Here is a 16903-nt window from a genome sequence, read left to right as displayed (position 1 = left end):
GCTTGAATGATGTCGAGGATTTTACCATCGTCACCGCCGGTTCGGTGCCCGTGGCACCGCTGACAGGAGCTGTCTCATGAACAAGAACGAACTCGTCTCGACGGTGGCCGAAAAGGCCGGTCTCTCGAAGCAGCAGGCGGTGAGCGCGGTCGACGCCGTCTTCGATTCCATCGGCGAGGCGCTCGCCGGCGGCGACGACATCCGTCTGGTCGGCTTCGGCACCTTCTCGGTCTCGCATCGCGCCGCCTCGAAGGGCCGCAACCCCTCGACGGGCGCCGAGGTCGATATCCCGGCCCGCAAGGTCGCCAAGTTCACGCCCGGCAAGGGCCTGAAGGACTCGGTCAACGCCAAGTAAGGATCGGCCGCTTCCCGAGCGTCGGCGCGTGTGCCCTCCGGCACGCGGCGCGACACGCAGGAAGGCCCTTCAAGACCTGTTCCATCCTCGTGCCGGGCGCGCCAGCGCCTCGTGCGGCGGTGGGCAGGTCTTTTTCGTTTGAGGCGCGGGCAGAGATTGCCTTCGCGAGGAGCGGTCCTCAACAGCATCGGCCCGAAAATCAGAATCGATTTCCGGAAAGCCGGATGCGTAGATTCCCGGATGCGTAGATTCAAAGAGATTGAGCGACCTCTGTGCGTCCGAACGGACGCACGGCGCTCTGGCGTCATGCGTGGCCGTCCGGCCGCGCGGCGGTCGTCCCGGTCTCGGGTTCGAGCCATCCCGCCGTCCGAGCGACGCCTGCACCTCTCGCCTTGGGGGGCACGACGGGCCGGGGAGGCGGCCTTTGTCGTTCAAGGAGGCCCATGAACGACAAAGGGGCCCGAAGGCCCCTGGAAGTCGATGCCGGTGATCGCCGGGCGCGCGAAGCTCAGGCCGCGCGGGTGTCCTCTTCGGGCTCGCGCAGCACATAGCCGCGACCCCAGACCGTCTCAATGTAGTTCTTGCCGTCCGTGGCGGTGGAGAGCTTCTTGCGCAGCTTGCAGATGAAGACGTCGATGATCTTCAGCTCGGGCTCGTCCATGCCGCCGTAGAGATGGTTCAGGAACATCTCCTTGGTGAGCGTCGTGCCCTTGCGGAGCGACAGCAGCTCCAGCATGGCGTATTCCTTGCCGGTCAGATGGACCCGCGTGCCGTTCACCTCGACCGTCTTGGCGTCGAGATTGACCGTGAGGTCGCCCGTGTTGATGACCGACTGGGCGTGGCCCTTCGAGCGGCGGACGATGGCGTGAATGCGGGCGACCAGCTCGTCCTTGTGGAAGGGCTTGGTCATGTAGTCGTCGGCGCCGAAGCCGAGGCCGCGGACCTTGTCCTCGATGCCGGCCATGCCGGAGAGAATCAGGATCGGCGTCTTCACCTTCGCCAGCCGGAGCGTGCGCAGCACCTCGTAGCCGGACATGTCCGGAAGGTTCAGGTCCAGAAGGATGATGTCGTAGTCGTAGAGCTTGCCGAGATCGACGCCCTCTTCTCCGAGGTCCGTCGTGTAGACGTTGAAGCTCTCGGATTTCAGCATCAGTTCGATGCTCTGCGCGATGGCGCTGTCATCCTCGATCAAAAGAACGCGCATCCGAGATCCCCTTACCCGATCCGGCCGACATCTCGCCCCGCCGGATCACCGTTTTTCCCAAGTCGCCGACCATGTTGGCACGCAATGGTTAAGGAAGGCTTCCGTAACCATCGCCGCGTTCCGATCGTTTCGGCCGCGGCCTTTCGGAAAATCGGGCCACCGCACCCTCGAAACACGAGGAAAGACAGTGGATCGCGGGATTGAATCCCGCCGATTTACCGAGCCTTAAGCCGAGCTCTCCTAGGATTAACGCCGTACATGAACACTAGGTTAAGCCTGTAGAGACGCAGGCTTGCCCGAAACCGCAGAGCGAAGGACGCGCATCCGCCGTCCGGACCGGGAGCCCATCCATGAACAAGCGCGACAATCTGGTTCGGCTCGTCCGCTTCAAGGTCGCCGAGAAGCGTCGTCAGGTCGAGCAGCTCGACATGATGATGCGCGAGTTCGAGCGCATGGCCGGCGAGCTCGACGCGCAGATCGTCGCCGAAGAGAAGCGTTCGGGAATCGCGGACGTGAACCATTTCGCCTACCCGACCTTCGCGAAGGCGGCGCGCACGCGCCGCGACAATCTGATGGATTCGGTCCGGGATCTGAAGACGCAGGCGAGTGCGGCCCATCTGGCGCTCCAGGAAGCCGAGGACGAGCTCGCCCACGCCGAGAAGCTCGAGAGCCGCGACTTCGGCGAGGAGCGCCGCGCCGCGAGCTGACCGGCGCTCGGGCGGTCTGCATCCCGAAAGGGGGCGACCGGCCGACCGCGAAAGCGGGCGGGGGCGTCGATCGACCATCGCCGTCGTCAGAATTCACCGCGATGGAATCGAAAAGCCGCCTTCTCCTGGCGGCTTTTTCGTTTCGGGCGTTCATGGCCGTGGCCTCAGCTCAGACCGGGCCGATCCGCGCATGTCGGGCCTGATGCTGAAGAGGTCGGGCAACGAGAAAGGGGCCGGTTGTTCACCGACCCCTTTCAAAATCCAATCCCGAACCGGTCGGTCTCTTAATGGTGGAGATCGACCTTCTTGCGGTACTCCTGGATCTGCGTGGTGCGCAGGCCGGCCAGCCCGTGGCTGTCGATCGACACCTGCCAGGACAGGAACTCCTCCACCGTCAGAGTATAACGCGAACAGGCCTCGTCGAGGCTCAGAAGACCCCCACGCACGGCCGCGACGACTTCCGCCTTGCGACGGATGACCCAGCGCCTCGTGTTGGAGGGTGGCAGGTCGGCAATCGTCAGCGGACTCCCGTCGGGGCCGATGACGTACTTCACTCTCGCTCTCGCCTGATCGGTCATTTAACTCTCTACGCAACGCAAGGACCTAATCAACGAGACGGAGGTTAGACTTCCGCGACTGAAAATTTCGCTAAGCTCCGCGTAAGGATTCGATAACAAGTCGAAAGGAGGGCGGCTGGACCTTCGAACCGTCGCATTCCTGGGCTCGATGGACTATCTGTGGAAACGCCTGCGGCCCGCGGCCGAAACGCCCGTGTCCGCCGAGCCAACCGACGTCTCGAACCCCCGACCGTCCGATGATGAACAGCCTCGACTTCCCCAAGCCGCCGTCCGCGACCCGCATCGTCGTGGCGATGTCGGGCGGCGTCGATTCCTCCGTGACGGCGGCGATCCTGAAGGCGGAGGGCTACGACGTCGTCGGCATCACGCTGCAGCTCTACGACGGGGGCGCGACGCCTCGCAGGGCCGGGGCCTGCTGCGCGGGGCAAGACATTCACGATGCGCGCCGCACCGCCGAGACGCTCGGCATTCCCCATTACGTCCTCGACTACGAGCAGCGCTTCCGCGAGCAGGTGATCGAGCCCTTCGCCGCGAGCTATGTGGAGGGCGAGACGCCTATTCCCTGCGTTTCCTGCAATCAGACGGTGAAGTTCACCGATCTCCTCGCGACGGCGCGCGACCTCGGGGCCGACGCCCTGGCGACCGGCCACTACATCGAGTCGCGCGCCCATGGGGCGCATCGCGCGCTGCATCGCCCGGCCGATCTCGACCGCGACCAGAGCTACTTCCTCTATGCGACGACGCAGGCCCAGGTGGATTTCCTCCGCTTTCCCCTCGGCCGCATGACCAAGCCGGAGGCGCGGGCGATCGCCGAGGCGCATGGTCTTTCCGTCGCGGCCAAACCGGACAGCCAGGACATCTGCTTCGTCGCCAAGGGCCGCTATTCGGACGTGATCGCCAAGCTGCGGCCGGATGCGCAGCGGCCGGGCCGAATCCTCCATATCGACGGGCGCGATCTGGGGGCGCACGAGGGCGTCGTCGGCTTCACCGTCGGCCAGCGCAAGGGGCTCGGCGTGTCGGTCGGCGAGCCGCTCTACGTCGTCTCGATCGACGCCCCGAACGCGGTGGTGACGGTCGGGCCGCGCGAGGCGCTGGACGTGAAGCGCGTGACGCTGCGGGCGATCAACTGGTTGGGCGACGCGCCGATCGAAACGACGGCCGGGCAGGGGGCAGACGTCTTCGTGAGGGTGCGCTCGACGCGCCCGCCCGCGCCGGCGCGCCTCGTCGCTGACGAGACCGGCGTGCGCGTCGAGCTCGCCGAAGGCGTCGAGGGCGTCTCGCCCGGTCAGGCCTGTGTCTTCTATGACGGCGAAGGGGTCGGCGCCCGCGTTCTCGGTGGCGGCGTCATCGCCCGGACCGAGCGCGCCAGCGGACCGCTCGCGGCCCGCGCCGCCTGATCAGGCTCGCTTCAAGGGCGAAGCCTCGGCGAGTATCCGCACCGTCTCGACCGCCTCCTCCGCGCCCGTCTCGGGTGCCTGTCGCGTTTCGATGCAATGGATGAAGTGGCGAAGTTCGCGGTCGAGCGGCAGGCCCGGCTCGGTCTCCAGATATTCGGCGTCCGCGCTGTGCATGACGAGCGAAGCGCCCTCGCGGCGCACATGGTGTCCGTAAAGGGCGAGCTTCTGACCCTCCGGCGCCAGATCGTCGAAGGTGATCATGCCGTCCGTACCGACCACGGTGAAGCGGCGGTCGCGGAAGGGAGAGACGCGCGAGACGTGAACCTCGGCCGAAACGCCCTCGGCAAAGCCCATCCGGATGTCGGCGGTGTCCGTCTCCTCGCTCAGGATCGCGCGCGAGATCGTCTCGATCCGCTCCGGGGCCGAGCCTGCCACCTTCAGGACCAGCGACAGGTCGTGCGGCGCGAGGTCCCAGACCGCGTCCATGCCGAGGAAGCGGCCGAAGCCGAGCCGTGTGGAGATCATGTGCCGGACCGTTCCGATTCGCCCGGCCTTCACCGCCTCGACGAGCGCTTCGAACACGGGGTGGAAGCGCAGGACATGCCCGACCATCAGGAGCCGCCCGACGTCGCTGGCCGCCTGTGCGGTCCGGCGTGCGTCCTCCACGCAGAGCGCGATCGGTTTTTCGATCAGGACGTCCTTGCCGGCCGCGAGAGCCGCGCGGCCCATCTCGCCATGCAGACGGGCGGGCAGGGCGAGAATCACGGCGTCCACGTCGCCGTCCGCGAAGATGTCGTCGGCGGTTCGCGCCGGCACGTCGAAGCGGGAGGAGAGCTCGGCCGCCCGTTCGCCGCTGCCGTCTGCGATCGCGGCCAGCGCGCCGAGCTGATGCAGCGTGCGCACGTGGTTCTGGCCCCACTGGCCGCAGCCGATCACGGCGATCCTGGGCTTCGTCATGCGCATCCATCCTCTGTGTGGACGCAGGTCTAGGGTCGTGTCTCCATCGCGGCAAGGATTCTTGACAGCAGCGGCCGACAGTCCGTATACCCGCGACACCGCACCGGCCCGTCCCGATCGTGGGCGGTTTCGGCTCGTCGGATGGCAGCGTAGCTCAGTTGGTTAGAGCACCGGACTCATAACCCGGGGGTCGGCAGTTCAAATCTGCCCGCTGCTACCATCGATCCTACCGAAAGCCGTATCTCGGCAAGTCGTCTCCGAGACGTTCCTTCCCGTGCCGCTCTCCGACTGTGTCTTCGAAGACACGCATCGCGATTGTTTGCGCGAGGACGGAATCTTATCGACTTTCGTGCGTATCTGTTGTGAACCTTACGAATCCTGGATGCTTCGCACGACATGATCGCCGCTATCCGCTCCCTGTCTCTCCTCCCGATCCTCGCGCTCGCCGCGTGCCAGACGGCGCAGCAGGCGCCGACGCAGATCGCCGCTCCGCAGTACGACCCGCGCATCCTCTCCTTCTACGGTGAGATGCAGGATGGCGAGCACGTCATCCCGGCGATCGATCCGCGCATCATCGAGGAGCGCAACATCCGGCAGGTCGTCGATTTCCGCACGAGCGAGCCCGTCGGCACCGTCGTCGTCGATCCCTACGGCCACCACCTCTATCTGGTGATGGAAGGCGGGCAGGCGATGCGCTACGGCATCGGCGTCGGTCGCGCGGGCTTCGCGTTCTCGGGAACGGCGACGGTCCAACGCAAGGCGGCCTGGCCGGGCTGGACGCCGACACAGAACATGCTGCGTCGGGAGCCCGACCGCTACGGCCCCTATGCAGGCGGCGTTCCCGGCGGCCTCGGCAACCCGCTCGGCGCACGCGCCCTCTACCTCTACCGGAACGGGCGGGACACCATGTACCGCATCCACGGGACCAACGAGCCGCAGACGATCGGTCGCTCGGTCTCGGCGGGCTGCATCCGCATGTTCAACCAGGATGTCGTCGATCTGGAGCAGCGCGTGCCGAACGGATCGCGCGTCGTGGTCCTGAGCGAGCCCTACCAGCCGGACCCGATGCCGATGGCGGCGCGGTCGGAGGTCGCGATCTTCTGATCGCGGCTGCGGCGAGCGACGACGAATCGGAAAGAGCCGTGCGGGCGCCGCGCGGCTCTTTTTCCATGCGCGACCGTCGCCGAAGAGCGCGTTTGGTCGCGAGAGCGGTATCCGGGGGGCTGGAGCGGGCGATCGGGATCGAACCGACGACATTCAGCTTGGGAAGCTGACGTTCTACCACTGAACTACGCCCGCGCCGGGCGGACATTCGCAAGCGCCGCCTTTCCCGTCAAGCCGGTTTCGGCGTGCGGAACCGCCGGGGGCTCGCCCCCGTTCGGGCTGCACGGAAACGGATGAGCGGAGCCCTCCATGTCGCATTTGACCTATCAGATCGTCGAACATGACGGCGGCTGGGCCTACAAGGTCGGCGACGTCTACTCCGAGACCTTCCGCTCCCATGACGACGCGCTTGCCGCGGCCAAGGACGCCGCCGAGCGTCAGCGCCTGGGCGGCGAGGACCAGGGCATTTCCTATCAGGACGGGGAGGGGCGCTGGCATCGCGAGGTCGCACACGGAGACGACCGGCCGGAGACCGACGTCGAGGACGATCCGAAGCACTGACGCCATTCCGGGGCTGCAGCGTCGGCCCGAAAATCGGAACCGATTTTCGGGAAGCCTGATGCGCGGTCGCAAGGAGATAGAGCATCCTTCGTGCGTCCAATTGGACGTGCGGCGCGTCTGGTGGCTGTCAGGCCATCTCAGCGACCTTCCTGCAACGCGGCGGGCTCGTGGTGCGGCGTCTTTTCCCACCCATGCGGGTCGGTGAAGAGCTTGCGAAGGCTTCGCAGGCTCGCAAGGCTCACGAAGATCCAGTAGAGCCACAGCGTCGAGCAGTAGCGGACGAGCGGGCGCTCGCGGCGTGTCGCGACCTCCGAGGCGAGCAGCGTGAAGACGAGCGCCGCCGACACGATGTTGAGAACGTCGACCACCATGAGCCATCCGAGGTCGAACGTCGTCTCGCCGGTGAGAGCGACGTCGAGGATGACGAGCGCCACGAAGGCGACGAAGGCCGTGTGCATCACGGCGCCCGCGACCATCGCCAGAAACAGCATCTGGAACGCGAACATGCGCATCGCTCCGAGCTGCCGTGCCGCGAGGACCGGGTGGCGCATGTGCACGCAATAGGTCTGGATCCACCCCTTCACCCATCGCGCCCTCTGGTTCCGCCAGTCGCGCCATCGCGTCGGCGCGATCTCGCTGGTGGGCGCGGAGATGACGTCGGTCACATAGCCGTGGCGGGCGAGGCGGATCCCGAGATCGGCGTCCTCGGCGACGTTGTGGCTGTCCCATGCGCCGACACGGTCGAGGGCCGAACGACGGAAATGGTTCGACGTTCCCCGAGGGGGATGGGCAGGTTGCGGCGCGCCAGGAAGGGAAGCTGGGCGCGAAAGAGCACGGCGTATTCCAGCGCGAACATCGCCGTCAGCCAGTTCTCGCTCCCGTTGCGGATGACGAGCGGCGCCTGAACGCAGGCGAGCCGCGGCCCCGCGCGCTCGAAGGCCAGCCACGCCTCCAGAAGCTGGTCGGGGTCCGGCCGATCCTCCGCGTCGTAGAGAACGACGAAGTCGCCGCGCGCGACCGGCAAGGCATGGTTCAGCGCCTTCGGCTTGGTGCGCGGAAGCGCCGGTTGCACCACGCAGAGTTCGAAACCCGCGCGGCCTTCGATCGCCGCGCGCACCGCTTCGAGCGTCGCGGGGTCGTCCGCCTCGCAGACGAGCTTGATGTCGAGGCGGGAGCGCGGCCAGTTTAACCGCCCGAGCGCCTCCACGAGAGCGGGAACCATCCGGTCCTCGTGCCGGAGCGCGACGAGGATGGTGTAGATCGGCAGGGGCGAAGCGGGCAGGCGCAGTTCGTCCTCCGCGCGGCTTCGCTCCAGCGCGCGCCTGCGCCGCTCGCGGCGATGGTCCAGAAGAATGAACAGGCGAAGGCCGGTGATCGAGAGGAAGAGCAGGCTGATCGCGGCATGAAGGGCGGTGACCACGAGCCAGCCGAGGAAGGCGGCCGCAAGCAGCAGAATCGACGTGGCGATGCCGAGCGCGTAGCCCTGCGGCGCGGTCAGGACGTTCCGTGCCGACCATTCCGGACGTTCCGTGAACAGGCGGAAGCGCGCCGCGTGAAGCCGGGACGGCGCGCTCGCCTCCGCCATGTGGGCGCGGAGCGCGCTGCGCGTCGTGACGATGACGGCGTCGCCCCCGTTCTCCGCGATCCACTCGGCCGTGCGCCGGAGCGTCGCCAGCCGGGGCGCGATGTAGACGCGGGTGTGGAGCGCGGGGCTGTAGGTCCGCAAGAGCCGCGGATCGCGTCCGGGCGGGCGCCAGATCTGACGTTCGTCCGCTCGCGGAACGGCGAAGGTCACGCCGAGCGAAGAGGCGATGGCCTTCGCGAGGACGTCTTCCCTGACGCCGTGCGAAACGAGTTCGTCCCCGAGGTCGGACCCGTTGCGAAGGCAGTCCTCCAGCGCGGCGGCCAGAACGGACGCGGGAACGCCGGTTCGCGTGATCACCTCTTCGACCAGCCCGCGCGCGGGGAAAGGCTCCTCGGCCGCGTCGGACGGGTCGTCCCACGGCAAGGCTTTGAGCGCCGTGGGCGACGGTGCTACGACGTTCACAGGATGGGACCCCCCATTTCGAAACGATCCTTGCAGGCCACATCTTGCGCGCGCAGACTCGCCGATTGAAGAAACCACAGCGGGTCCGATCCGCGTTCGCTCGCATGCTTCTGCATTCGTGGATTGCATTGGCCGCCGTTGCGGCTCCCGCGGCGGCGCAGGAGGTGGCGACCCCCAACTTCTGGGATCGGGGGCCGATCACCGCGCCGCCGCCGCCGCCGGATCTGCAGCGGCTGCGCTTCCTGACGAGCGTCGATTACCCCCCGTTCAACTTCCTCGACGCGCGGGGGCGTCTGGCGGGTTTCAACGTCGAGCTGGCGCGCACGATCTGCGAGGAGCTCGATCTCATCGACATCTGCCAGATCGAGGCGCGGCCCTTCGAGGAGTTGCTGCCCGCCCTGCTGGCTGGCGAGGGGGAGGCGGTCATCGCCGGTCTCGCGGTGACGGCCGAGGCACGCCAGACCCTCGCCTTCACCGGATCCTACTTCCGATATCCGGCTCGGTTCGTGACGCTGGAGGGAACCGCGCTCGACGGTGCGCTGGGGGAAGGCCTGCGGGGCCGCCGCGTCGGCGTCGTCCGCGAAACCGCGCATCAGGCCATGCTGCAGGCCTTCTTTCCGCAGGCCGAAGCCGTTCCCTTCGAGGACCGTGAGCAGCTTCTGGCCGCGGTGAAGGACGCCTCGGTCGAGGCCGCGTTCGGCGACGGCGTCGGCCTGTCGTTCTGGCTGGCGAGCGAGGATGCGGCGGGGTGCTGCGCCTTTGCCGGCGGTCCGTATCTTTCGGACGAGTTCCTGGGCGAGGGGCTCGCCATCGCCCTCCGTTCCCAGGATTCCGAGCTCGCGCGGGCTTTCGATTTCGCGCTCTCGCGGATCATCGCGAAAGGGCGCTTCTCCGAGCTTCTTCTGCGCTCCTTCCCGATCAGTGCCTTCTAGGGAGGGTCCCCTCCGGTGGAGGCACACCTTGGGCCGTCGCTTTCCTCGGACTTCAAAAGTCTTTAGACGGAATTCCTCGCGCATCGCGCACGACGAAACTCCTTGACGAGACGAGACATGACCGACGGCTTGTCCAGCCTGATCGACGAAGCGACGCGTTCGAACGCCTGGCCGTTCGAGGAAGCGCGCAAGATCGTCGCCCGGATCGAGAAGTCGGGAAAGAACGAGGTCCTGTTCGAGACCGGCTACGGGCCGTCGGGCCTGCCGCATATCGGGACGTTCGGCGAGGTGGCCCGCACCACCATGGTTCGGCACGCCTTCCGCGTCCTGACCGGCGACGCGGTGCCGACGCGGCTCCTGTGCTTCTCCGACGACATGGACGGGATGCGCAAGATCCCGGACAACGTGCCGGACCGTGCCGCGCTGGAGCCGTACCTCCAGAAGCCGCTGACCGACGTACCGAACCCGTTCGGCGGGGACTTTCCGAGCTTTGCCGCGCACAACAACGCCATGCTGCGCCGGTTCCTGGACACGTTCGGCTTCGAATACGAGTTCGCCAGCGCGACCGACTACTATCGCTCGGGCCGGTTCGACGAGGCGCTTCTGCGCGCCACCGAGCGCTACGACGACATCATGGCCGTGATGCTCCCGACCCTCGGCGCGGAGCGGCAGGCCACCTACAGCCCCTTCCTGCCGATCTCGCCGAAGTCCGGCCGCGTCCTCTACGTCCCGATGCGCCATGTCGATCCCAAGGAGGGCACGATCACCTTCCTGGACGAGGACGGGACCGAGACCACCGTGCCGGTGACGGGCGGGTCGGTGAAGCTGCAGTGGAAGCCCGATTTCGGGATGCGCTGGGCCGCGCTCGGCGTCGATTTCGAGATGTTCGGCAAGGACCACCAGACGAACGCGGCGATCTACGACCGAATCTGCGAAATCCTCGGCGGCACGGCGCCGGAGCACTTCGTCTACGAGCTGTTCCTCGACGCGGAAGGCGCGAAGATTTCCAAGTCGAAGGGCAACGGTCTGTCGATCGAGGAATGGCTGACTTACGCTTCGCCGGAAAGCCTCAGCCTCTACATGTTCAACAAGCCGCGCGCCGCCAAGCGCCTGCATTTCGACGTGATCCCGCGCGCGGTGGACGACTACAACGCCTTCCTGTCCGCCTATGGCCGGCAGGACGAGCGGCAGCGTCTGCAGAACCCGGCCTGGCACATCCATTCGGGACAGCCGCCCGAGCGCGGCGTCTCCGTGTCCTTCTCCATGCTCCTGAACCTCGTTTCGGCCTCGAACGCGGCCAACAAGGCGACGCTCTGGGGATTCATCTCGCGCTATGCGCCGGGCGTGACGCCGGTCACCGAGCCGGAGCTCGACAGCCTCGTCGGCTACGCGATCCGCTATTTCGAGGATTTCGTGCGGCCGACCAAGCGGTTCCGCGCGCCGGACGAGACCGAGCGGAAGGCGCTGGAAGACCTGCGCACCGCGCTCGAAGGCGTGCGCGAGAAGGCGGCACGGGCCGAGATCAACGATCTGGCCGGGGCGATCCAGGACGCGGTTCTCGACGTCGCGCGTCCGATCGAGCGCTACCAGGACGCCAAGAAGAAGGGCCCGGACGGCGGGCCCGGCGTGTCGCTCGAATGGTTCTCCGCGCTCTATCAGATCCTGATCGGCCAGGAGAAAGGGCCGCGCTTCGGCTCCTTCGCGGCGCTCTACGGTATCGACGAGACCATCGCGCTCATCGATGCCGCGCTGGACGGCCGGCTCGTCGCCTCCAACCCTGAATCAGCGCCCGCCTGACGCCCAGATGCCGCGGCCCGCGTCACGAGCGCGCGCTTCGGTTTCTGCGTAGACGCTGCCCGGCTCGGCCGTCGCCCAGCCGTTCTCCACAACCCATTCGGCGATGTCCTCCTCGCCGCGCACGCAGGGGGCGGCATCGGCGCCTTCGGAGACGGCGCACACCACCTCCTGGCCCGCGAGCCATTCGTCCAGCGCCGAGCGCGCCGCCGCGCCGCAGGCCGATCCGTCCGCGCAGCGTTCGTCCGGTGCGACGGCGACGATTCCCGCGACCCGGACCGTCTGGCCGCCGGAGCGCAGCGTCGCGGAATCCACGGCCTGCGCGTCCCGGAAGAGCCGAAACTGGGGAGGGGCCGAAGGCCGCGTGAGGCTGTCGAGGCCTTGGCCGCCCGCCTGCGGCGCAGGGGGCGCGGGCGGCGGGGCAGGGGGTGTCGGAGCGGGCGGTGCCGAAGCGGCAGGCTGAGCCGGGGCAGCCGGAGAGGGGGCGGCGGGCTGCGCCGCCGGCACGCTCTGATTGCGCTCGCGCAGGCGCTGAAGATGGCGCTGCCCCGGGGTCAGTCCGTCGCTCTCGTTTGCCGTGCCCGAACCCACGGACGAAGGAGCGGCCTGGGCGACCTCGAAGCTCTGCGAGGTTTCGCCCTCCCTCGGAATGGCGCCGGCCGTCGCCAGCAGGAGTTCGTCGTCGCCGCCGGCCTGCGCGCTCTCCACGCCCGTCTCGGCTGAAAAGAGGCTCGGCGGTTCGGGCAGAAGGGCCACGCAGACGGCGACCATAGCGGCCAGTCCCACGCCGATCTTCAGCGATTGCTTCAACGCGTCCATCGTTCCGCTCGTCGTCTCATCGCCCTTCGAGGGCGTATTGGACGCAAAATAGGGCGAGGGTGTTGCGAGGGCAGGCCGAGAAGCCGGCCGTCACTGGCTCGCCCAGAGGATGCGGGCCATCCACTCGATCTCGTCGACGGTGAACTGGCGCGTCGGGAACTCGTCGTTGATCGAGGCGAGCTCGATCGTGCGGGCGGTCCGACGCTGCAGCACCTTGACCATCACCTCGCCGGCCCGCGTGCGCGCGACCACGCGGTCGCCGCGCCGGATGGGCGAGCCGGGGGAGACGATGACGATGTCGCCCTCGCGATAGAGCGGCTCCATCGAGCGGCCCGAGACCTCGAGCGCATAGACGCCTTCCTCGCTGCCGGCCGGAAGGGCGATCTCGTCCCAGCCCTGGCCGACCGGAAAGCCGCTGTCGTCGAAATAGCCGTCCGATCCCGCTTCCGCGAAGCCGACGAGCGGCGCCGTCATCGCGCTGCCGCGGGCCCGGAGCGGAGAGGGACCGCCGACCAGCGCCGTGAAGGCGTCGAGCCCGGTATTGGTCGCGTCGAGGATCTTGGAGAGCGACTCTGTCGAGGGCCAGCGCGGCCGGCCGTCCGCCGCGTTGCGCTTGGACTTGTTGAAGGTCGTCGGATCGAGCCCGGCGCGCCGCGCCAGCCCGGAGGGCGAAAGCCCGTGCCGCGCGGCCAGCGCGTCGATCGCACTCCAGATGCGTTCGTGGGACAGCATGCAGCGCGCCTTCCTGCCGCCTTCGGTGCGGTGGCTCGAAACCTAGAGGAATAAAAACCTTACTGCAAGTCGCGGCCCGAGATTGGTGGAACAGGCGCGACGGAAGCGAGATCGCACGCCGATTCTAAATCGTGAGGGGCTCCGGAACTCGTGGCGGGATTGTGGCATTTCCCTGCATCGAGTCGTTTTCCGCGCGTCTCGATATGATCGAGTTGCGTGCGTTCACAGGGTCCGGTCGATGAGCTTCGAAAGCCTGCGCTTCACCACGAGCACATCGGAGGAGATGAAGCGGCGCGCCAGCGAGCCGGGGCGGGGGCGTGACGCCAAGGGGCCGTTCGACATCCCCTGGCAGGGCTGGAAGGACATTGCCGCGCGGCTCTACGTCTCCTTCTGGGAAGACCGGATCATGCTGATCGCGGCAGGCGCGACCTTCTATCTGCTGCTCGCGCTCTTCCCGACCTTCGCCGTCTTCGTGTCCGCTTACGGTCTCGTGGCCGACCCGGTGACGCTCGGCGACCACATCGCCTTCATCGGTCAGTTCCTGCCGCAGGACGGCGTGAATCTCATCAACTCGCAGCTCGAAGCGCTCGTCACCGCCGATCCGGCCTCTCTTTCGGTCACCTTCGTGACCGGCTTCCTCTTCGCGTGGTGGAGCGCCAACAACGGGATCAAGACCCTCTTCGAGGCGATGAACGTCGCCTATGGCGAGCAGGAGCAGCGCTCCTTCATCAAGCTCAACCTCGTGGCCTTCACCTTCACCCTCGGCGGCATCGTGCTCGCCACGGTGATGATCCTCGTCGTCGGCGTCATTCCGGCGGTCATGGCGCTGTTCGGGGTCCAGAGCTTCACCGACGAGCTGATCCTGATCGGCCGCTGGCCGGCGGTCTTCGCCGTGATCGTCTTCGGCATCGCGCTGATCTACCGCTACGGGGCGAGCCGCCGCCGGGCCCAGTGGCGCTGGGTGATGTTCGGCGCGGTGCTGACGGCCGCCGTCTGGCTGGCCGCGTCGATCGCCTTCTCCTGGTATCTGCAGAACTTCGCGAATTACACGGCGACCTACGGCACGATCGGCGGCGTCGTCGGCTTCATGATGTGGGTCTGGATCTCCTCGATCATCTTCATCATCGGGGCGGAGATCAACGCGGAGATGGAGCACCAGACCGCCATCGATACGACGGACGAGGGCAACAAGCCGCTCGGCGCGCGGGGTGCACGGGTGGCCGACACGATCGGCAAGTCCACGGTCGCCGCCCGTTCGCCGGAGCCCGCGCGTCCCCCCGAGCCCGTCACGTCCGAAAAGCGCGGCCTCTTCCGTCGCAGGCGAAAGAAGCACCTCGGCTGAGCCGCCGTCGATCCAAGAGTTGCGGGAATGAGAAAGGCCGGCGGAGCGATCCGCCGGCCTTTCTCATGATCTGTCGCGATGGGCTCAGGCGGCTTCGGCCGGCGCGAACCGCCCGTAGAAGGTCTCGCCCTTCTCGGCCATCTCGCGCAGAAGCGGCGTCGGGCGGAAGCGCTCCCCGTACTTGGCCTCCAGCTTCTCTGCCAGCGCGACGAAGCGCTTGGCGCCCATCCCGTCGATATAGGAGAGGGTGCCGCCGGTGTAGGGCGCGAAACCGAAGCCGAGGATCGAGCCGACATCCGCCTCGCGCGGGTCGGTGACGACGCCCTCCTCGACCGTGCGCGCCGCCTCCAGCGCCATGGTCACGAGGAAGCGCTGCTTGAGCTCCTCGTAATCCACCTCCTCGGGCCGCTTCTGCGGGAACAGGTCCTTGAGCCCCGACCACAGATGCTTCTTGGCCGGCCTGTCCGGGTACTCGTAGAAGCCCTTGCCGCCCTTGCGGCCGACCCGACCCTGCGCGACCATCGTGTCGACGAGCTTCAGATGCTGCGCGTCGACGGCCTCCTCGCCCATGTCGGCGATCGTGGCGCGCATGATCTTCTGCGAGAGGTCGATCGCGACCTCGTCGTTGAGCGCCAGCGGGCCGACCGGCATTCCGGCCGCGCGCGCCGCGTTCTCGATCATCGCCGCCGGCACGCCCTCCGTCAGCATGTCGTAGGATTCGGACATGTAGCGAAGCACGCAGCGATTGGCGAAGAAGCCGCGCGTGTCGTTGACGACGATCGGCGTCTTCTTGATCGCGCGCACGAAGTCGAGCGCGGTGGCGAGCGCCTGATCGCCGGTCTCTTCGCCCAGGATGATCTCGGTCAGCATCATCTTGTCGACGGGCGAGAAGAAGTGGATGCCGATGAAGCGCTTCGTGTCCGGGAAATTGCCGGCCAAGCTCGTGATCGGGATGGTGGAGGTGTTGGAGGCGAAGATCGCCCCGTCCTTCATCGAGCCGGCCGCGCGCGAGATGACGTCGGCCTTGACCTTGCGGTCCTCGAAGACGGCCTCCACCACGAGATCGACGTCGCCCAGCGCCGCGTAGTCGGGCGTGGCGGTGATGCGAGACAGGAGCTTCTCCGCATCCTCCTGGGTCGCCCGGCCTTTCTTGATCAGGCCTTCCATCAGCTTGGCCGAATGCGCCTTGCCCTTGTCGGCGGCCTCCTGATCGCGGTCGAGCAGAACCACCTCGAGCCCGGCCCTGGCAGAGACATAGGCGATGCCCGCGCCCATGAAGCCTGCGCCGAGAACGGCGATCTTCTTCAGGTTCGTCGCGCCGACGCCGGCCGGACGACGCGCGCCCTTCTCCAGCGCCTGCTTGGAGACGAAGAGCGAGCGGATCATCATCGCCGCTTCCGTCGTCTGCAGGACCGAGGCGAAGTAGCGCTGCTCGATCTTGAGCGCGGTGTCCATCGGGACCAGCAGGCCCTCGTACACGCACTTCACGATGGCGCGGGCGCCCGGATAGTTGTCGAACGTCTCCTTGCGGTAGAGCGAGGCGACGGCCGGCCACACCTGCGCGCCGGCCGGCGAGTAGACCGGACCGGACGGAAGCTTGAAGCCCTTCTCGTCCCACGGCTTCACGGCCGGCACGCCCGCCCGCAGCATGTCCTTGGCCTTGGCGACGAGCTCGTCCTCCGTCTCGACGATCTCCTCGATCAGCTTAATCCGCTTGGCCTTGTCGGCGGACAGCGTCTGGCCCTGCAGCAGCATCTGAAGCGCGGACTGCGTGTCCGTCATGCGCGGCACGCGCTGCGTTCCGCCTGCGCCGGGGAAGATGCCGACCTTCACCTCCGGCAGGCCCATCTTGGCCGACTTGGCGACGACGCGCGCATGGCAGGAAAGGGCCAGCTCGAAGCCGCCGCCCATGGAGGTGCCGTTGATCGCCGCGACCCACGGCTTGCCGCCGGTCTCGATCTTGCGCCAGATGCGGCCCATCTCGCCGCAGCGCTCGAACAGCTCCTTCACCGCCGCCTCGCGGTCGGCCGAGAGCTTCGCCTCGTAGGCGTCGAACATGCCGCGCAGCATCTTCAGATCGGCGCCGCCGGTGAAGGAGCCGCTCTTGCCGGAGGTGAACACGACCCCCTTCACCGAGGCGTCGGAGGAGAAGGCGTCCGCCATCCGGTCGATCTCGTTCATCACCTCCTCGGTGAAGACGTTCATGGACCGGCCCGGCATGTCCCAGCGGACGGTCGCAAAGCCGTCCGTGTCCGTTTCGATGGTGAAGTTTCGAAGGTCCATCTCGTCTTCTCCCGATTTACACGTTCGATCACGGAATTTTGTAGCCGCGACCGGAGCGGTTCATTTGTTTAGAGGAACTCAACTTGCCCAA

15 protein-coding genes, 2 tRNA genes and 1 pseudogene are annotated in these 16903 nt (G+C 67.2%); 9 read left to right on the top strand and 9 right to left on the bottom strand.

What is annotated here, in order from left to right; all coding sequences use genetic code 11:
* The first annotated feature begins 76 nt into the window (after positions 1–76).
* Positions 77–355 (top strand): non-specific DNA-binding protein Hbs, encoded by a 279-nt coding sequence (gene hbs / locus AC6R2M_RS10125; protein WP_500481737.1) that lies wholly within the window; start codon positions 77–79, stop codon positions 353–355.
* Between the two features lie 508 nt (positions 356–863).
* On the opposite strand, the gene ctrA is transcribed toward hbs, so the two are convergent.
* On the bottom strand, positions 864–1559 hold the full coding sequence (gene ctrA, locus AC6R2M_RS10120) for a response regulator transcription factor CtrA (RefSeq protein ID WP_500481735.1): 696 nt from the start codon (positions 1557–1559) through the stop codon (positions 864–866).
* A gap of 350 nt (positions 1560–1909) precedes the next feature.
* On the opposite strand from ctrA, the gene AC6R2M_RS10115 reads away from it, so the two are divergent.
* Positions 1910–2266 carry a flagellar export protein FliJ gene (locus tag AC6R2M_RS10115; RefSeq protein WP_500481733.1) on the top strand — a complete coding sequence of 119 codons (357 nt, stop codon included), beginning with the start codon at positions 1910–1912 and terminating at the stop codon, positions 2264–2266.
* Between the two features lie 284 nt (positions 2267–2550).
* Here the strand turns inward: AC6R2M_RS10115 and sciP are convergent, their stop codons facing one another.
* Positions 2551–2844: a CtrA inhibitor SciP gene (gene sciP / locus AC6R2M_RS10110; protein WP_500481731.1), complete on the bottom strand. Its 294-nt coding sequence runs from the start codon at positions 2842–2844 to the stop codon at positions 2551–2553.
* A gap of 239 nt (positions 2845–3083) precedes the next feature.
* Between sciP and mnmA the strand changes: the two genes are divergently transcribed.
* Positions 3084–4241, top strand: a complete 1158-nt coding sequence (gene mnmA / locus AC6R2M_RS10105; RefSeq protein WP_500487558.1) for a tRNA 2-thiouridine(34) synthase MnmA — start codon at positions 3084–3086, stop codon at positions 4239–4241.
* Here mnmA and AC6R2M_RS10100 read toward each other — a convergent pair whose 3' ends face one another.
* Positions 4242–5198 carry a Gfo/Idh/MocA family protein gene (locus tag AC6R2M_RS10100; protein WP_500481729.1) on the bottom strand — a complete coding sequence of 319 codons (957 nt, stop codon included), beginning with the start codon at positions 5196–5198 and terminating at the stop codon, positions 4242–4244.
* Between the two features lie 143 nt (positions 5199–5341).
* Between AC6R2M_RS10100 and AC6R2M_RS10095 the strand changes: the two genes are divergently transcribed.
* Together AC6R2M_RS10095 and AC6R2M_RS10090 are read left to right on the top strand one after the other, a co-directional pair.
* Positions 5342–5418: transfer RNA gene (locus AC6R2M_RS10095), tRNA-Met, on the top strand.
* 176 nt (positions 5419–5594) lie between these two features.
* Complete coding sequence (locus AC6R2M_RS10090) at positions 5595–6302, top strand: L,D-transpeptidase (RefSeq protein ID WP_500481727.1); 708 nt, start codon at positions 5595–5597, stop codon at positions 6300–6302.
* 120 nt (positions 6303–6422) lie between these two features.
* Here the strand turns inward: AC6R2M_RS10090 and AC6R2M_RS10085 are convergent.
* Positions 6423–6497, bottom strand: a tRNA-Gly gene (locus AC6R2M_RS10085).
* A 114-nt stretch (positions 6498–6611) separates the two neighbouring features.
* Between AC6R2M_RS10085 and AC6R2M_RS10080 the strand changes: the two genes are divergently transcribed.
* The gene (locus tag AC6R2M_RS10080; RefSeq protein ID WP_500481725.1) at positions 6612–6863 is read left to right on the top strand and encodes a DUF2188 domain-containing protein; all 252 of its coding nucleotides are present in this window, start codon (positions 6612–6614) and stop codon (positions 6861–6863) included.
* A 137-nt stretch (positions 6864–7000) separates the two neighbouring features.
* Here the strand turns inward: AC6R2M_RS10080 and AC6R2M_RS10075 are convergent, their stop codons facing one another.
* Both AC6R2M_RS10075 and AC6R2M_RS10070 read right to left on the bottom strand, forming a co-directional pair.
* The gene (locus tag AC6R2M_RS10075; RefSeq protein WP_500487557.1) at positions 7001–7705 is read right to left on the bottom strand and encodes a glycosyltransferase family 2 protein; all 705 of its coding nucleotides are present in this window, start codon (positions 7703–7705) and stop codon (positions 7001–7003) included.
* Positions 7684–8448, bottom strand: a pseudogene (locus AC6R2M_RS10070) (glycosyltransferase); the annotation flags it as partial. The gene AC6R2M_RS10075 and the pseudogene AC6R2M_RS10070, both read right to left, overlap by 22 nt.
* Before the next feature lie 566 nt (positions 8449–9014).
* Here AC6R2M_RS10070 and AC6R2M_RS10065 point away from each other — a divergent pair.
* Both AC6R2M_RS10065 and AC6R2M_RS10060 read left to right on the top strand, forming a co-directional pair.
* Positions 9015–9842 (top strand): transporter substrate-binding domain-containing protein, encoded by an 828-nt coding sequence (locus AC6R2M_RS10065; protein ID WP_500481723.1) that lies wholly within the window; start codon positions 9015–9017, stop codon positions 9840–9842.
* A 117-nt stretch (positions 9843–9959) separates the two neighbouring features.
* Positions 9960–11639, top strand: coding sequence for a lysine--tRNA ligase (locus AC6R2M_RS10060; RefSeq protein WP_500481721.1), 1680 nt, complete (start codon positions 9960–9962; stop codon positions 11637–11639).
* Here the strand turns inward: AC6R2M_RS10060 and AC6R2M_RS10055 are convergent.
* Entirely contained in the window at positions 11625–12455 is an 831-nt protein-coding gene (locus AC6R2M_RS10055; RefSeq protein WP_500481719.1) for a thermonuclease family protein, read from the bottom strand. The two genes, AC6R2M_RS10060 and AC6R2M_RS10055, sit on opposite strands and share 15 nt — an antisense overlap.
* Positions 12456–12545: 90 nt before the next feature.
* The gene (locus AC6R2M_RS10050; RefSeq protein WP_500481717.1) at positions 12546–13187 is read right to left on the bottom strand and encodes a S24 family peptidase; all 642 of its coding nucleotides are present in this window, start codon (positions 13185–13187) and stop codon (positions 12546–12548) included.
* A 238-nt stretch (positions 13188–13425) separates the two neighbouring features.
* On the opposite strand from AC6R2M_RS10050, the gene AC6R2M_RS10045 reads away from it, so the two are divergent.
* Positions 13426–14529, top strand: coding sequence for a YihY/virulence factor BrkB family protein (locus AC6R2M_RS10045; RefSeq protein ID WP_500481715.1), 1104 nt, complete (start codon positions 13426–13428; stop codon positions 14527–14529).
* Positions 14530–14613: 84 nt separating this feature from the next.
* Here the strand turns inward: AC6R2M_RS10045 and AC6R2M_RS10040 are convergent, their stop codons facing one another.
* Positions 14614–16812 (bottom strand): FAD-dependent oxidoreductase, encoded by a 2199-nt coding sequence (locus tag AC6R2M_RS10040; protein ID WP_500481713.1) that lies wholly within the window; start codon positions 16810–16812, stop codon positions 14614–14616.
* Positions 16813–16903 lie beyond the last annotated feature (91 nt).

Source organism: Aureimonas sp. CAS (genome assembly GCF_059838215.1).
Note: the sequence above shows the minus strand (reverse complement) of the source record. Positions and strands in the feature narration are given on the sequence as shown.

What these genes read in the sequence shown, in the direction of transcription:
- hbs (WP_500481737.1), top strand. Translation starts at nt 77, where the DNA reads ATGAACAAGAACGAACTCGTCTCGACGGTGGCCGAAAAGGCCGGTCTC.
- ctrA (WP_500481735.1), bottom strand. Translation starts at nt 1,559, where the DNA reads ATGCGCGTTCTTTTGATCGAGGATGACAGCGCCATCGCGCAGAGCATC.
- AC6R2M_RS10115 (WP_500481733.1), top strand. Translation starts at nt 1,910, where the DNA reads ATGAACAAGCGCGACAATCTGGTTCGGCTCGTCCGCTTCAAGGTCGCC.
- sciP (WP_500481731.1), bottom strand. Translation starts at nt 2,844, where the DNA reads ATGACCGATCAGGCGAGAGCGAGAGTGAAGTACGTCATCGGCCCCGAC.
- mnmA (WP_500487558.1), top strand. Translation starts at nt 3,084, where the DNA reads ATGAACAGCCTCGACTTCCCCAAGCCGCCGTCCGCGACCCGCATCGTC.
- AC6R2M_RS10100 (WP_500481729.1), bottom strand. Translation starts at nt 5,198, where the DNA reads ATGACGAAGCCCAGGATCGCCGTGATCGGCTGCGGCCAGTGGGGCCAG.
- AC6R2M_RS10090 (WP_500481727.1), top strand. Translation starts at nt 5,595, where the DNA reads ATGATCGCCGCTATCCGCTCCCTGTCTCTCCTCCCGATCCTCGCGCTC.
- AC6R2M_RS10080 (WP_500481725.1), top strand. Translation starts at nt 6,612, where the DNA reads ATGTCGCATTTGACCTATCAGATCGTCGAACATGACGGCGGCTGGGCC.
- AC6R2M_RS10065 (WP_500481723.1), top strand. Translation starts at nt 9,015, where the DNA reads ATGCTTCTGCATTCGTGGATTGCATTGGCCGCCGTTGCGGCTCCCGCG.
- AC6R2M_RS10060 (WP_500481721.1), top strand. Translation starts at nt 9,960, where the DNA reads ATGACCGACGGCTTGTCCAGCCTGATCGACGAAGCGACGCGTTCGAAC.
- AC6R2M_RS10055 (WP_500481719.1), bottom strand. Translation starts at nt 12,455, where the DNA reads ATGGACGCGTTGAAGCAATCGCTGAAGATCGGCGTGGGACTGGCCGCT.
- AC6R2M_RS10050 (WP_500481717.1), bottom strand. Translation starts at nt 13,187, where the DNA reads ATGCTGTCCCACGAACGCATCTGGAGTGCGATCGACGCGCTGGCCGCG.
- AC6R2M_RS10045 (WP_500481715.1), top strand. Translation starts at nt 13,426, where the DNA reads ATGAGCTTCGAAAGCCTGCGCTTCACCACGAGCACATCGGAGGAGATG.
- AC6R2M_RS10040 (WP_500481713.1), bottom strand. Translation starts at nt 16,812, where the DNA reads ATGGACCTTCGAAACTTCACCATCGAAACGGACACGGACGGCTTTGCG.